Below are 16,069 nucleotides of genomic sequence, written 5' to 3'. Positions count from 1 at the left end.
CTTTAATATAGTTTCACTGACAATGAGCTGGAGTTCATTATCAAACACCGGGACTGTTTTCATACCTGGTAAGTCTTATACCAAAAACTCCAGCGATTTAGATTTTGCAAACTATTAGCCCGGTTTTTTTAAACCGGGTTTTTTATGTCGTGTCGCAAAACTGAACGTCCGCTGTACCGAAAACGGACATCCTCCTATAAGTAAATAATTGATAACCAGCATTTCTTTAAACTGGCATATTTTTACGATCTAGAGCTGCATCACCGCACAAAACCAGTTTGATATGCTCCGGAACTATCTAAAAACAGCGCTCAGGAATCTTTGGCGTCACAAATCGTTCTCTGTTATCAATATTGTGGGCCTATCTGTTGGTATGACGGCTTGTTTGCTCATCTTCCTGTTCATTTCTTTTGAATTGAGTTATGACCGGTTTCATGATAAGGGCGACAGGATTTACAGGCTGGTAACCGATATCAAAACCGCATCAGAAACCATTCATACGGGTAGTACTTCGTACCCGATGGGAATGAATATTAAACAGGAGTTCCCGGAAGTGGAAGCGTCTACCACTTTCTACGGCGGGCGCGCACTGGTGCAGCGTGGAGAAACACGTTTCCAGGAAAATGACCTGCGTCTTGTGGATTCTACATTTTTTACCACCTTCAGTTTTCCGCTGATAAGGGGCAAGGCTAACGAGGTGCTTAACGAACCTAATGTGATCGTTCTTTCTGAACGTGCGGCCACCAAATATTTCGGTAAAGAAGATCCTATCGGAAAAGAAATGTTGCTCGACGGCGACCGCAGGGTGACTGTAAGCGGCATTATGAAAAACCTTCCTGAGAATTCTCATATCAAAACGGAGATTATTTTGCCGATGTCTTATATCAGCCGCGGCTCCACCCTGTATAACCAGTGGGGTAATTTTGGCTGGCAAACGTTTTTGCTGCTAAAACCCGGGGCCGACTATAAAAAGCTGGAGGCTAAACTGCCCGGCCTACTGGAGGCACGGCTCCCGAAAGATCAGCGAGACATGAAGTATGCGCTTTTCCTGCAACCATTTACAAGTGTTTACTATGATACCGACCGTGGCGCCTTCGAAAATGGTAACATGACCAATGTGTATATTTTTTCTGTTATCGCTATTTTTATCCTGATCATCGCCTGTATCAATTTCGTAAATCTTACCACCGCCCGGGCGGCAGAACGGGCGAAGGAGGTGGGTGTAAGAAAAGTAATTGGCGCCAGCAGGAGCGAACTCGCTATACAGTTCCTGGGAGAGTCGATGATGATTTGCCTGGTATCGTTTGTACTGGCCTTATTTTTCAGCGCGCTGTTAAGTCCGTTGTTTAATACACTTTGCGGGAAAGAAGTAAGCAGTAACATATTTGAACACGGCAGTTACCTGTTGCTGCTATTCGGCGTGGCAATACTGATCGGGTTACTTGCTGGTGTATATCCGGCTTTGATCTTGTCGCACTTTAAGCCTATCGCGGTATTAAAAGGCCGTTTTGTATCAGGCAAGAGCGGGATTACATTACGGAAGTCGTTGGTCGTAGTGCAGTTTACGGTATCGATCATGCTGATTGCGGGTACTATCATCGTATACAAGCAGTTATACTTTATGCGGCACCAGGAAATGGGTTTTAATAAAGAGCAATTAGTACTGCTTAATTATTATGGTGATAACGAGGTGAATAAACGGCTTACAACCATCAAACAGGAACTTTCCGAAGTGCCGGGCGTTGCTTCCGTAACAGCCACGATGGCTGGTCCGGGTACAGGCCAATGGGGTGCGTTTACAGAATTGGAAAACCCGCAGGGCGCAATGCAGGCAGCCAACCTGGATTTGTTTCCCGTGGACTTCGGCTTCATCGAACAACTGGGCATGCAGATGGCGGCGGGCCGCGCTTTTGATGTGAAGTACGCAACCGATTCGACCCAGGCAATGATCATAAACGAAGCTACTGCGAAGCTGCTGGGCTATAGTAATGCTGCAGATATAGTGGGCAGAAAGTTCTCGCAATGGGGCCGGGAGGGGCAGGTAGTGGGTGTTGTGAAAAACTTCAATTACCAGTCACTGCGGGATACGGTAAAGGCACTTTCCATACGTATTGACCCCGAGAATTGCAGCCGTTTTTCTGTTAAACTAAAAGGCGGTGATATAAAAGGTACGCTGGCCGCACTTGAAAAGAAGTGGACTGTATTGGTACCGCAACGTCCTTTCGATTACCAGTTCCTCGATGAAAATTTTGATAAGCAATATGCTTCGGAGGCGCGCTTTTCTACCTTGTTCTTTTATTTCGCCGGGCTGGCTATCCTTATTTCCTGCCTCGGGCTTTTAGGGCTGGCGGCTTACAGTACCGTGCAGCGTACCCGCGAAATCGGTATCAGGAAAGTGTTGGGTGCTTCTGTTACGAACATTACAACTTTGTTGTCGAAAGAGTTTGTGATACTGGTCGTTATTGCTCTGGCTATTGCCTCGCCTGTGGCATGGTATGCTATGGCGAAGTGGCTGAACGGGTTCGCGTACCAGTCGCCCATTAGCTGGTGGATATTTGCGATAGCGGGTATTACAGCTATTGTTATTGCCTTGCTAACCGTAAGTTTTCACTCCATCAAAGCCGCTATTGTTAATCCTGTGAAGAGTTTGCGAACGGAGTAAAAACCGCCATTCTAACTTGCTTCCGCAAAAAATAAAGCCGCTCCGTTTAAACGAAGCGGCTTTTGGTTTATGAACAAGGCCGGCTGCTATACTTCCTATTCCAAACTTATCATTTCATTAATTTGCCTGGCCTGAATTTTCATTAGAGGTTTGCCTGGATCTTTTTCTCCAGTACAGATTTCGGAACGGCACCTACCTGTTTGTCCACCACTTTACCACCTTTAATAAACAGGATGGTAGGCAAATTGGTAACGCCGAAATTTACTGATACTTCCGGGTTGGTATCCACATCCAGTTTACCGATGTTTACTTTGCCTTCGTAGTTTGTGTGCAGGTCTTCGATGATCGTACCTATTGCACGACAAGGGCCACACCAGGCGGCGGTAAAGTCTACAACGCTAAGTTTATCCGATTGTAAAACGGTAGCGTCAAAATTTTTATCGGTGAATGTGAGTGCCATATGTTTTGGTTTTATGACTCAAAAGTAGGGGCGATTTCGATACCGGCGCTATTGATTGATACTATACCGACATTGACGGAATTGATAAGTAGTTAATAGTGAATGCGGTAGAGGTATTGCGGACGAATGGCTCAATCATGGTAAGTTGACCGTACTTGCGTTTGTAGTCGTTTTTGCGTATGAAAAAAGGGGCCTAAGCCCCTTCGGTATTTATCATTATAAAAAGTAAATCAATGACTGTTCATCCGCTCGCCAATCTGCCGGAACCTGGCAGCTATGGTGGCTATTTCACTTTCTTTTAAATTCGACGTAGCCTTTAATACTTTTTCAAAATAGGCTACTTCTTCTTTCGATGCGGGGCAGCCTGTGTTTTTGCCGGTAGTATGAATATCGGCACCTTCTGGCCTTACCTGCGAATCAGCGATAGCTTTACCATTTTTATCGAAGATGATCCAATACGGAATGCCGGATTGTGCTGCTCCATAAGTAGCCATCAGGGCTTCTCCGCCTGAATTTTCTTCTGCTTTATGCGCCGGTGATTCTTTTACCACTACATGTCTTACCACGTAACTTTTATCGAACAATGGTTTGCAGGAAGCGCTGTTCATGGCCGTATCCATTTGATGACACCAGCCGCACCAGGAGGCGTGGAAGATCAGGAATACTTTTTTATTTTCTTTGCCGGCTATTTTGGTAGCTTCTTTAATGATGTCGGCAGTGCTGGGCGGCGTTTTTTGTTGCGCTATTACTGCAACAGACAAAAGCATGAATACGGATAGAAGACGAAGTTTCATGGTGGTGGTTTTAGATAGATGAAGATAATGCGTTTTTATTTGAATAAAAAAGGCCGCCTTGTAATAAGGCGGCCCCAGATTGTTACTATAGTGTATTAGAATTTGAAAGTCACATTGCCGGAGAAACGTCTTGGCATGTTAACCTCTACGGTGGTCCAGCCGGAGTAGTAACGCTCATTGGCTACATTGTCCAGTTTAAGACCGAGGCGGTACTTAGGTTTATCGTAGAAAACCGAAGCGTTCATCACTACGTAAGAAGGCAGTTTGAATTGACCGGTTACTGTGTTATTGGTAATGATATTTTCGGAACCGTAGTTACCACCAAAGCCCATACCCAAGCCATTCAGCACTTCGTTTACATTACCCAGTTTATAACTGATCCACGCGTTAGCCTGGTGTTTAGGGCCCGAAGAAACAGGGCGACGGTCTTTAATGTCTGCGGTGGTTTTATCGTTGATCGCGTCGTTGTAAGCGTAACCTGCAATGATGTTAAGGCCATTAACAGGGTTAGCGGTTACTTCTGCTTCAAAACCTTTGCTGGAAATGTTGCCGTCCTGGATGGTGAAACCGGCGGCCTTGTTAGGGTCGGGAACGGTAATATTAGTTACATAAATATCGTAGTAGCTAATGGAGCCGGAGATGCGGCCACCGAGTAATTCACCTTTTACGCCGGCTTCCCACTGGTTAGCCTGTTGTGGTTTAAAGGTGCTTACAGAGCCATCGGGCTGTGTGGCTGGTGCTACGTTCTGGAAGCCGTTCATATAGTTACCGAATACGGAGAGTTTATTTTTCAGGATCTCGTACACCGCGCCAAACTTAGGAGAGAAAGCGGTTTGGTAATATTTGCTGGCAGACGGGGTGATATTCGTAGCGGCATTGTAAGTACCCTTGTTCTCAAAATAATCCACCCGGAGGCTGGCCATTACATTCAGTTGTTCGGTTACGTTCAGTACGTCAGACACGTAAGCACTGTAAGTATTGGTTTCGGAGATAGTTCTGCTGTTGGATGCGCCTGCAAACCTGGCAGTTACGGCCGATTCGGTAAGGCGGGTGTAACGTGCATCTGCACGGTTAGTATTCACCGTATCGAATGAAATGTAAGGGCTGTTGTTATTATTGGTTTTGTTGCTTAGGTAATCGAGGCCAATTACCACCCTGTTCCTCAAACTTCCGATCTTAAAATCGCCGATAAAGTTCTGCTGAATATCAACAAAGGTGCTGGTTGCATCCTGTTTACTGATTGACCTTCCGAGGGAGGTGTCGCCTGGCAATACGGACAGGTAGATATAGTAGCCATCCGATTTACGTACGCTGGTAGAAACGTTGGTTTCTGAAGTCCAGGATTTGCCCAGTTTGTTGGTCAATACGCCATACACGTTCATCACCGGGTTCTTCATAGAGATGTCGTTAGACGTCCATGCACGGGAAAAATCGATGTTCATTTCATCGGGCGTGAATGTTTTAAGGGCGCTGTTCCTGGTAAGGAAGTAGCTGGGGATGTTAGTGGCATCCGACTGGGAAATTTCAGCGCGGAGGTCCAGCGTGGTGCGGTCGCTTACTTTGTAGGTTAAGCTGGGGGCGATAAAGAAAGATTTCTTAAAGCCTGCGTCCTGCCAGCTTCCTTCGTTATGGTAAGCGGCATTCAGGCGGAAGAGGGCTTTACCCAGGGAGTCGAGTTGCGTATTCACGTCGGCGGTGATACGGTTAAGGCCGTAAGATCCGCCGGTGTAGCTAACTTCTGCAGCAAACCCTTCGTGTGGTTTCTTCGTAACGATGTTGATAAGACCGCCGAAAGAGGTAACGCTGCTGCCGAACAAAGTACCTGATGGGCCTTTGATCACCTCAATTCTTTCAATATTGGCGGGATCGGGAGAACCGTTGCTCGCCCCAGCCACGCCGTTCACTACTTTGGGCTGCACGGTGAAGCCACGCAGGGAATAGTAACCAGTCCCATCGCCGCCACGGCCGGTAGATGACCATAATTTGTTCAGACCCGGTGCGTTTTTCAATGCGTCATCGAAGCTGGTAACGATCTGCTCTTTCAGCAAATCTTTGTTAATAACACTGTAAACCTGCGGATTTTCCAGGTTGCGGATGGGCAGGCGGGAAATGTTTTTAGATTCCCTGTTGCCAAATTTGTTGATTGCGGTAACTTCTACTGTCTGCAATTCCTTGTTGGACGCTTTCAGCCGGAAATTAACGATGGAAGTTTTATTCTCCTCTACGATAACCGTTTCGGAAAGTGTTTCGTAACCTATTAAAGATATTTGTACGGTATAGCTGCCTGCAGGGAGCCTTCGGATCTGGAACTGCCCGTCCACATTCGTGATCTCGCCTTTTTTGCGTTCAACAACCTGAACAGTAACGCCCGGTGCAGGCTCGCCGTCTGAAGTAAGTACCTGGCCTTTGATAATGCCGAATGCGTCGGGATTTTCCTCGCTTGCCATTGCCACGAAAGGGAATAGCAGTAAAATCAACTTAAATAAATGCTTCATACCTGTTTTGACTAAATTTTCGCAAAGGTAGGAGCAACTATTCCGAAGGACTTACGCAATCGGGAAAATATTTATTGGCATGGGTATCTTGACACTTCGATGACGTTACAGGCACTATTTGCCCGATACATTAAAAATAAACCCCACGCCATACACATTATCAATGCTTACCACAGCCGATTTGCCCAGGTGTTTACGCAATCGGGAAACAAAAACGTCGAGACTGCGGCCGAGAAAATAGTCGTTATCGCCCCAGAGTTGTTTGAGGATGTCTTCTCTTTTGAGAATACGGTTCTCATTGCGGAACAGGAAGTCGAGCAGTTCTGCTTCGCGGGGGGTGAGGGTTATTTCTTTATGGGAGCCGATCAGCAGTTTGAATGAGTCCTTATAAAAACGTACATCGCCGCGTTCGATAAAGTCGCGGCTGTTTACATCGATGCTGGTATGCAGGTTGCGCTTAATAATATTACGAATGCGCAGCACCAGTTCATCTATATCAAAAGGTTTGGTAATATAATCGTCGGCCCCGATCTTCAGTCCGTATAGCCGGTCGGCGCGCTCGTTACGGGCGGTAAGGAACAGGAAGGGTACGTATTCGTTTAATTTGATCACTTCCTGCGCCAGGGTAAAACCATCCATATCCGGTATCGAAACATCGATAAGCAGGATGTGGTACACCTGCGGATTACTTTCGAAATGTTCGAGCGCCAGCGTGCTTTGCTGGTACCAGGTTACTTCAAAATCCATGATCTCCAGGTACTGCCTTACTACATTTCCCAGGTCCGTTTCGTCCTCTATCAGTAATATCTTCGGTTTCATGTCCGCAATTTACAGTGGTATGGTAATGATAAAAATGCTGCCCTCACCTGGTGCGCTTTGTACGCTAATCTTCCAGTTGTGTGCATCTACGCCTTGTTTCACGTAATATAATCCCAGCCCCAGCCCTTTAATTTGCTGGTTGTTATTTTTTATACTGCGATAGAATTTATCGAACACCCGTTCTCTCGTTTCTTTGTTCATGCCGATACCGTTATCTGCAATGCTGATGTAAATGTTCTTTTTATCACTGTAGGTACTTACACTAATTTCTTTGGATGAGTTGGTATTGTACTTGACTCCGTTGTCAAGTATATTAAGCATCAGCGTGGTAAGCCAGAACTGGTCGAGCAACACCTGGTCGTGCATAGCGCCCCGTTTAAAGTTGAGCTGAATATTGTTGCCGGCTGCTTTCAGGCGGTAATCCAGCATAATTTCTTCGAGCAATGCATGTAGCGAATGGGGTTGTTTATTAATGGGTACCTGGCTCATGGTAGTAATGTCGAGCACCTGGCCTATCAGGTTTTTGAGCCGCTCCGCCTGGCGTTGAATAACATCAGTAAGTGGTGGTATATTTTGCTGATTGGCGATAATACGTTCGTTACGCAGGCTTTGGTTGGCTACAAATATCGCGGTAAGTGGTGTATGAAATTCGTGTGTAATACTGTTGATGAAATCGGATTTCATTTCAGACAGCTTCTTTTGCTTTTGCCAGTTCCTGAAAGTGATATAGTAGATGATCACCACTGCCAGTATCGAAAACAGCGATAACAGCAGGTTGGGTAACATCAGGCGGAGGATGGTCAGTTTACGGTTGGGCGTATCTATATTTAAACTATATACAATGCGATAACTATAATCAATGCTGGAACTAACCGTGAGTTTGATAATGAGGTTTTGCTGGTCGGGCTCTTTTAACGTGCCACCTATCCTGGCTCCCTCGGCTGTAAGGGGAACGGAGTGGATCAGCGGATTGGCCTCGTGCCAGCTGAACAGGGCTACGGCCTTTTCTTTTTCGAAGTTCACATCCACCAGGTGTACGGTGAGCGCATAGTCCAGTTCGCGTTTGATGTTGTATCTACGACGGGCTTCACCGATGATGCTATCGATATTATTGGCCGCTTTTAATAATGCAAAAGTGCTGTCCATCGTCCGCTGCCTCAACACGTTAAAGGCTTTGCGGTCGGTATGATAAAGCCTTTCGTACTCGTACATGTACGTATTCACGTAACGTTCGATGAGTTTAGCGCCGCCGGGGAACAATTTATCGTCCCGCACACTTTTACCGTATTCTTCTTCCAATACCTTCTTTTCTTCCAGGAAGTAATGCCGGTTCTTTAGCTCGTATGTGTTGTAAAGCAGGAAAAATAGTACGGACGAGAGTACCAGGAAGCTGGCAATCGCAATAAGCCGGTGAAGTACTATGGGAGATTTTAAGTTGAACATAAACCGGGATGAAGATAAATATTCTTACCATAGGGTGATACTATTTTGCGGCCATTTAATATCTGTTAACAATGTGTTTGATGTCCGTTAACAGCTTCGCCCTCAATACCGGTTTAATTTTAGGAGCTTAATAACAGCCAAATCTTAAACTGATCTTACAACGGGTCTTTTATCTCATGAAATGTAACTTTTTAACGAAGACAGGCTTGACGCTTATGCTCGCTTTATCTTCCTGGACCACTTCCCTGTACGCACAAACACCGGCCAGTAAAATGGACTGGTGGCGCGAAGCCCGACTGGGCATGTTTATTCACTGGGGCGTATACGCAGTTCCCGCAGGCGTTTACCACGATAAAAAGGTAGATGGTTTGGGCGAATGGATTATGCACGATGTAAGCATCCCCCGCGATGAGTACAAAACCTACGCGCAATCTTTTAATCCAACTAAGTACGATCCTGAAAAATGGGTGCAGCTGGCGAAGGATGCCGGGATGAAGTATATCGTTATCACTTCCAAACACCATGATGGATTTGCTTTGTTCGATGCCGTGGGCAGCGACTGGAATGTGGTGAAAGCCTCTCCGTACGGCAAAGATCTTCTGAAACCGCTGGTGGAAGCTTGTCGTAAGCAGGGAATGAAACTCGGTTTCTATTACTCGCAGGCCAACGACTGGTATAATCCGGGTGGTGCAGCCGCCCGTGGCCATTGGGATAAAAGCCAGGAAGGCAGTATGGACGAGTATATCGACAAGGTGGCGGTGCCACAGGTCCGCCAGTTGCTTACCGAATACGGCGACGTAGTAGAACTCTGGTGGGATGTGCCTACCGATATGAATAAAGAACGCGCCGATAAACTGGCGGAACTGATCAAACTGCAGCCGAATATTATCACCAACGACAGGCTGGGTGGTGGCCATAATGGAGATATTACTACCCCCGAACAATATATTCCTGCTACCGGTATTGCCGGCCGCGACTGGGAAACCTGTATGACGATGAACGATACCTGGGGTTTTAAAACCGCAGATAACAACTGGAAATCCAATACAGACCTGATCCGCAACTTGGTCGACATTGCCTCTAAAGGCGGTAACTACCTGCTGAATGTTGGTCCCACTGCCGATGGTGAATTTCCACAGCCGATCGTAGATCGCCTGGAAGCTATTGGCAGCTGGATGAAAGTGAACGGCAACGCCATTTATGGCACCACCGCCAGTCCTTTTAAAGTACTGCCCTGGGGCCGTTGCACCAAAGTAAAAACAGCGAAGGGTACTACTTTGTACTTTCATGTGTTCCAGTGGCCTGCCAACGGACAGTTGTTGGTAAGTGGTTTAAAAGGAAAAGTAAAATCAGCCAGTATGCTGGCGGATGGCAAAATGATCAAAACGAAAGCTACGGAAGATGGCCTGCTGCTGACCGTTCCATCCCAGGTGCCCGATAAGATCGCATCTGTAATAAAAGTAGAAATAACCGGCACACCGGAAATTGCGCCTTACGTAATTAAACCAGGTACCAACGGTGGTTTCGATCTTCGTGCAGAACTGGCCGAAATACATAACAAACAAGGCGAGGCCAGCGCTTCGGTAGAAGGCCCGGAAAACAACAGGAACTTCGGTTTCTGGACCTCCAATACCTCCTGGATGTCGTGGAATATAAAAGGTGCTAATCCCGGTAGCTATACGCTTGAAGCAGAAGTGGCTACCCCGGCCCGGCGTAGCGAAGTCGTAGTAGAAACACAGGGCGATGCGAGATCGTACAAGATCAGCAGCACCGGCGACTATAATAAATACCAGAAGGTAAATATGGGCACGATTACCGTATTGTCAAAGGGAGTTACCGAAATACGGTTAAAGGCGGCGGCGTCTAACTGGAACGCCATTAACCTGCGTAACCTTACACTAACCAGGGTAAAATAATTAAGCGCATAAAAATCAGCCTTAGAAAAAGGGGCAGGGGCGCGGCAGTACCAACCGCATCACCTGCCCACCCTATTTAAAGCTGTTAACATATTGCGGCCAGTACGGCTAAAGATTCAATGATTTGGTTATTAATAGAAGCAACAGCATTATCGCTGCCATTGGGCGCAGTTCTCTGCGCCCATGCTTTTTTTTAATGAACGGGTTATTGGAAAACGTGGAAAGTGTCTTAATTCCGCCGCCGCAACCGGTTCATGGCCCCGGATTGCGTCATGCAGATGTAAAAAAAACAGAGGCGGCTAAGGGGAAATGTTTGCCGGAGTTACATATTGGCTACATGAACGGTACTGGTGATGAGGTGTGTGGTCGTAATAACAAGGCATTTCCCTTCCATAGTAGAAGAAATTTGTTTCCTACCCACCCTTATCAATTAAAATTACGAGCGGCGATACACAATGACGGCCGGGAATTGTTGCTGAAGGGTTAAACCTTTCTAAAAGGATAGCGTAGACCATAACGTTATATTACCTTTAAGCGAAGAGAAAAGTCAGCCTTAAATAACGCTGAATAACAACTTTGGAGAGGGATAATATCAACTGAAACGAACCGCAGCCTTATCAACAAAAAACTACCGGCTTTAGATATGGCGGATAACAATTTGGTGTGCCCGGCTTTTAACAAACCTTACCAATCATCAATTATACAGAATGAAACAACTACTCACCATGCTACTTGTCACTGCAGCCATTACTGCCAGTGCACAAAAGAAAGTAATCGTTAACGGAGACTTCCCGAATTTGAAGGAAGGCACTAAAATGTATCTTGCTTCGAATGCAAGCAAACTCGATTCCGTACTCGTAAAAGACGGAAAATTTAAGTTCGTGCTGGACATCCCTTCGGCCGACGGTTATGTGCTGATGGCGGGTATGCAGAGAGTGCAGGACCATAATATGTTTTTCTTTCTTGATGAGGGAGAAATTAACCTGAGTGGTAACGGCCCTTTACTGAGAGATGTGCGCATTTCCGGAGAAAGTAAGTTTGTAAAAGACTACCTCGACTGGCAGCATAAAGAAGCCACCGACCCAAGGCTGGCGCATTTTGGCGAGTTATACGAAGAGTTGAATAAGGCGACCCAGGAAAATGATTCTGTGGCAGTGGCCGGCATTCAGAAAGAAATCCGTAAAACTTACCTCGACCGTTACGCGATGTACCAGGAGTGGATCGATGCGCATCCATCCGCCACCCTCAGCTCATTCATTATGGGCGTTTACCTGTCGCACTCCTACGGCGACCAGCTGGAAGCTAAAATGGCCTGGCTGAAAGGCGAAGCCACTCAAACCGCGCTTTACAAAAGAATGGAAAACTCTGCCAAAGTACTGAGAGAGCGTGCTGTTGGCAAAGTAGTACCCGACTTCACTATTAAAGATACCGAGGGTAAACCCGTGTCATTGTCATCTTTCAAAGGTAAATATGTACTGCTCGACTTCTGGGCAAGCTGGTGCGGACCATGCAGGGCCGAAAACCCGCACGTGCTGAAAGCTTACAACACGTTCCAGAACAAAAACTTCACCGTACTCGGTATTTCCATGGATAACGACCGTGCAAAATGGTTAAAGGCCATCAAAGAAGATAATATGCCATGGACGCAGGTGAGCGATCTTACTGCATTTAATAACGAAGTAGCTAAAATGTTCGATATTACCGCTATCCCCACCAACTTCCTGATTAGCCCCGATGGTAAAATCATCGCGAAAAACCTTCGTGGAGCCGATCTGGACAAGCAGCTGGAAGCATTTATCAAGTAATAATAAAGAAACAGTGTCCCGGCAGCTGTGCCGGGAATAAGGAACAGATATGAAGAAAGTATTTATTGCGGCATTAACCTTAATGTCTATCAACGCCTCTGCACAATACGTACAGGGGCCGGTTACAGACCCTGCCGAGTGGGTAAATCCTTTAATGGGCACCGATTCGAGAGGCGAGCTTTCCAACGGTAATACCTACCCGAGCATCGCATTGCCCTGGGGCATGAATTTCTGGACGCCGCAAACGGGTGGAATGGGAGATGGCTGGCAGTATGTTTACAGCGCGAGTAAGATCCGCGGTTTCAAACAAACGCATCAGCCCTCACCATGGATGAACGACTACGGTATGTTTTCGCTGATGCCGGTAACCAGGGCGCCGAAGTTTAAGGAAGAAGAGCGTGCCAGCTGGTTTTCGCATAAAGCCGAAACCGTTAAGCCTTACTACTACAGCGTTTACCTGGCCGATCATAACGTAACAGCAGAAATGACGCCCACCGAACGGGCAGCTTCGTTCCGTTTTACCTTCCCTAAAACAGAAAAGGCGTATGTAGTGGTAGATGCGTTTGATCGCGGTTCCTACATCAAAGTAATTCCCGCAGAAAGAAAGGTAATTGGCTACAGCACCCGCAATAGCGGTGGTGTAACGAAAAACTTCCGCAACTACTTCGTCATTGTATTCGATAAAGCTTTCGACAATTCCTTCGCTTGGAAAGATGGTAAAGAGGATTCGAACAGCGAACTGACAGGCAAACACACTGGCGCCGTGATCGGTTTTAAAACTGCGGCGGGCGAACAGGTGCATGCAAAAGTGGCTTCTTCATTTATCAGCTTTGAACAGGCAGAAATCAACCTGCAGGAGATAGGCAACGATAATTTCGAAACCGTTAAGAACAAGGCCAGGGATACCTGGAACAAAACACTGGGTCGTATTGCTGTGGAAGGTGGTACGGTAGACCAGGTGCGCACTTTTTACTCCACCTTATACCGTATGCTGTTTTTCCCATTAAAGATTTATGAGAAAGATGCAAAAGGTAATATCGTACACTACAGCCCTTACACCGGTAAAGTAACCCCTGGTTACATGTTTGCCGGCACAGGCTTTTGGGATACGTTCCGCGCGCAATATCCTTTCCTTAACCTGATGTATCCTGCTATCAACAAAGAAATGCAGGAAGGCCTCATCAACGATTTTAAAGAAGGTGGCTGGCTGCCGGAATGGTCGAACCCGGGTTACCAGAACATCATGGTGGGTAACAACTCTGCTTCCGTAGTGGCCGATGCTTACCTGAAGGGTATGCGCGGTTACGATATCGAAACGCTTTACCAGGCGCTCATTAAAGGTGCTAACAATGAAGGTCCGATCGATGCAGTAGGCAGGAGAGGAGCGAAGTATTACACTACGCTAGGTTATGTGCCTTACAATGTGGGTATTAACGAAAACGCCGCCCGTACGCTGGAGTATGCCTACGATGACTTTACTATCTGGAAACTGGCCGTAGCGCTTAAGCGCCCGGCTGCCGAAATAGAAACTTACGCCAAACGTTGCCAGAACTACCGTAACCTGTTTGATGCCGAAACAAAACTGATGCGCGGTAAAAATGAGGACGGTAAATTTCAGGCACCGTTTAATCCCAAGAAATGGGGCTACGCCTTCACCGAAGGAAACAGCTGGCACTATACCTGGTCTGTATTTCACGACATACAAGGCCTGCAGGATTTAATGGGAGGCCGCGAAATGTTTGTAAGAATGTTGGATTCCGTATTCATCATGGAACCCGATTTTGACGATAGCTACTATGGTGGCGTAATTCACGAGATCAGGGAAATGCAGATCGCTAACATGGGGCAGTATGCGCATGGCAACCAGCCCATTCAGCATATGAGTTACCTGTACAACTACGCCGGTGAACCATGGAAAACACAATACTGGGTGCGTGAGATCATGAACCGTTTATATAAAGCAACACCGGATGGCTATTGCGGCGATGAGGATAATGGCCAGACATCAGCCTGGTATGTATTCTCCGCGCTTGGTTTTTATCCCGTTTGTCCTGGTACCGACCAGTATGTACTTGGTGCGCCCTTGTTCAAGAAGGCCACGCTGCGCCTGGAGAATGGTAAAACCTTTACCATCACTGCACCTGCCAACAGCGAAACAAACCGTTATGTAAAGGCAGTACAGTTCAACGGCAAAACCTGGAATAAAAACTGGATCAGCCATTTCGACCTGATGGCCGGCGGTTCACTGAATGTGAACATGAGCGCGACACCTGAAAAAACTAGAGGTACCGAAAAAACAGCTTATCCTTACTCTTTCTCCGTTAATAAATAATTATAAAATGATGTACCTGAAAAGATCATTATGCTCGCTCGCCTTCGCAGCAGCAGCACTGTTAAGCGCCACTTCAGCGACTGCACAGGAAAGGAAAAACGACTGGAACTATATCGGCGCCGAAGGCCTTGTTTCGTCGGATACAATTAAACGTGGTGACTACACGCTCATCTTCATCAACAAAAAAGAAGGCTTTCCCGAAGCCCTCAAAACGCGGATGATAGAAACGTTTTTCACCGTATACCCTAAACAGGCCAGCACTTACAATCCTAACACCCGTAAGCAGGTGATCTTTTTGATTGATCCTGCTTATGATGGCGTAGCTGCTACTGCCGGTTCCATCATCCGTTACAATCCCGCCTGGTTTGATAAACATCCTGGCGATATTGATGTAGTGACGCATGAGGCCATGCATATTATCCAGGGCTACCGCCGTGGTGGTCCGGGTTGGGTTACCGAGGGCATCGCTGATTACGTGCGTCATACAATGGGTGTAGATAATGCCGGCGCAGGCTGGAACCTCACTCCTTTTTCTCCCAGTCAGAACTACGATAACGCCTATCGCATTACCGCCAGGTTCTTTGTATGGATCGAGAAAAACTATAAGAAAGACCTGGTAGTGAAATTGGACGATGTTATGCGTAGGGGCCAGTACAATGAAGGGCTCTGGAAAGAATGGACTGGTAAAGATCTATCCGAATTGTGGAAATCATATGCCGCCAATCCCGTTATCTAAGCGGTTTGGCCGGTAAGGAGAAAGTCCCGGTGTAATGCCGGGACTTTACTTTTTTATAAAAAAGTGAAATAAGGTTTTGCAGGAATAAAAAACTGTATTATTATTGCAGCCCGGAATTACGGAATGGATCGGTAGTTCAGTCGGTTAGAATGCCGCCCTGTCACGGCGGAGGTCGCGGGTTCGAGTCCCGTCCGGTCCGCAAAATTTAAAAAGCACTCATCACGAGTGCTTTTTTTATGCGCTAAACCGCCATCTAAGGGCGTTTTCAATTAATTGCATATCATCTACAGCCATCCGAAATCATGCGCAAAGGTTACCTATGGTGTTACCTATTTTAATTCCCAAAATTAGTGACCTCAGCCGGGACTCACACTTGGGATTTTGGCTATTTCTTCGTTTTCGAAGCTCAGCCAGTGAGTTTTGCTATTAGTGGTAAGCTTTTCCGTGAATTTTTGGGAGCCTCGTTAAAGATAATGGACTAGGGACAAAAAAATTATTTAGATTAAATCCATTTGCGCAGCCATTTTAACCAAAGACGCAATATTTTTTGCTTGAAATTTAGCCAGTAAGTTTTTCCTATGGCTATCAACAGTGGTAACACTAACAA

General features: G+C 46.5%; 12 protein-coding genes and 1 tRNA gene. 7 read left to right on the top strand and 6 right to left on the bottom strand.

The window, feature by feature from the left end; all coding sequences use genetic code 11:
• The first annotated feature begins 283 nt into the window (after positions 1-283).
• Complete coding sequence (locus QZT80_RS24710; protein ID WP_295128761.1) at positions 284-2,662, top strand: ABC transporter permease; 2,379 nt, start codon at positions 284-286, stop codon at positions 2,660-2,662.
• Positions 2,663-2,804: 142 nt separating this feature from the next.
• On the opposite strand, the gene trxA is transcribed toward QZT80_RS24710, so the two are convergent.
• From trxA to QZT80_RS24685, 5 genes are all read right to left on the bottom strand, one after another.
• Complete coding sequence (trxA, locus tag QZT80_RS24705; protein WP_295128759.1) at positions 2,805-3,122, bottom strand: thioredoxin; 318 nt, start codon at positions 3,120-3,122, stop codon at positions 2,805-2,807.
• 230 nt (positions 3,123-3,352) lie between these two features.
• The gene (locus tag QZT80_RS24700; protein ID WP_295128757.1) at positions 3,353-3,916 is read right to left on the bottom strand and encodes a thioredoxin family protein; all 564 of its coding nucleotides are present in this window, start codon (positions 3,914-3,916) and stop codon (positions 3,353-3,355) included.
• 95 nt (positions 3,917-4,011) lie between these two features.
• Positions 4,012-6,411 (bottom strand): TonB-dependent receptor, encoded by a 2,400-nt coding sequence (locus QZT80_RS24695; RefSeq protein WP_295128755.1) that lies wholly within the window; start codon positions 6,409-6,411, stop codon positions 4,012-4,014.
• A gap of 114 nt (positions 6,412-6,525) precedes the next feature.
• The gene (locus QZT80_RS24690) at positions 6,526-7,230 is read right to left on the bottom strand and encodes a response regulator transcription factor (RefSeq protein ID WP_295128753.1); all 705 of its coding nucleotides are present in this window, start codon (positions 7,228-7,230) and stop codon (positions 6,526-6,528) included.
• 9 nt (positions 7,231-7,239) lie between these two features.
• A complete protein-coding gene (locus QZT80_RS24685; protein WP_295128751.1) occupies positions 7,240-8,673 on the bottom strand; it encodes a HAMP domain-containing sensor histidine kinase in 1,434 nt (477 codons plus the stop codon).
• A 215-nt stretch (positions 8,674-8,888) separates the two neighbouring features.
• Between QZT80_RS24685 and QZT80_RS24680 the strand changes: the two genes are divergently transcribed.
• From QZT80_RS24680 to QZT80_RS24655, 6 genes are all read left to right on the top strand, one after another.
• The gene (locus tag QZT80_RS24680; protein WP_295128794.1) at positions 8,889-10,589 is read left to right on the top strand and encodes an alpha-L-fucosidase; all 1,701 of its coding nucleotides are present in this window, start codon (positions 8,889-8,891) and stop codon (positions 10,587-10,589) included.
• Positions 10,590-10,713: 124 nt separating this feature from the next.
• Positions 10,714-11,076 carry a hypothetical protein gene (locus QZT80_RS24675; RefSeq protein WP_295128750.1) on the top strand — a complete coding sequence of 121 codons (363 nt, stop codon included), beginning with the start codon at positions 10,714-10,716 and terminating at the stop codon, positions 11,074-11,076.
• A gap of 220 nt (positions 11,077-11,296) precedes the next feature.
• Positions 11,297-12,394, top strand: a complete 1,098-nt coding sequence (locus tag QZT80_RS24670; protein ID WP_295128748.1) for an AhpC/TSA family protein — start codon at positions 11,297-11,299, stop codon at positions 12,392-12,394.
• Positions 12,395-12,443: 49 nt separating this feature from the next.
• On the top strand, positions 12,444-14,726 hold the full coding sequence (locus QZT80_RS24665; protein ID WP_295128746.1) for a GH92 family glycosyl hydrolase: 2,283 nt from the start codon (positions 12,444-12,446) through the stop codon (positions 14,724-14,726).
• Positions 14,727-14,733: 7 nt separating this feature from the next.
• The gene (locus QZT80_RS24660) at positions 14,734-15,462 is read left to right on the top strand and encodes a basic secretory protein-like protein (protein WP_295128744.1); all 729 of its coding nucleotides are present in this window, start codon (positions 14,734-14,736) and stop codon (positions 15,460-15,462) included.
• 125 nt (positions 15,463-15,587) lie between these two features.
• Positions 15,588-15,661: transfer RNA gene (locus QZT80_RS24655), tRNA-Asp, on the top strand.
• A gap of 298 nt (positions 15,662-15,959) precedes the next feature.
• Here QZT80_RS24655 and QZT80_RS26765 read toward each other — a convergent pair.
• The coding region (locus QZT80_RS26765; protein ID WP_367112890.1) for a LuxR C-terminal-related transcriptional regulator at positions 15,960-16,069 on the bottom strand (110 nt) is incomplete at its 5' end.

Source organism: uncultured Chitinophaga sp., from assembly GCF_902168175.1.
Classification (GTDB): Bacteria; Bacteroidota; Bacteroidia; order Chitinophagales; family Chitinophagaceae; genus Chitinophaga.
The sequence above is the reverse complement of the archived record's forward strand: the minus strand, read 5'-3'. Positions and strand labels throughout refer to the sequence as shown.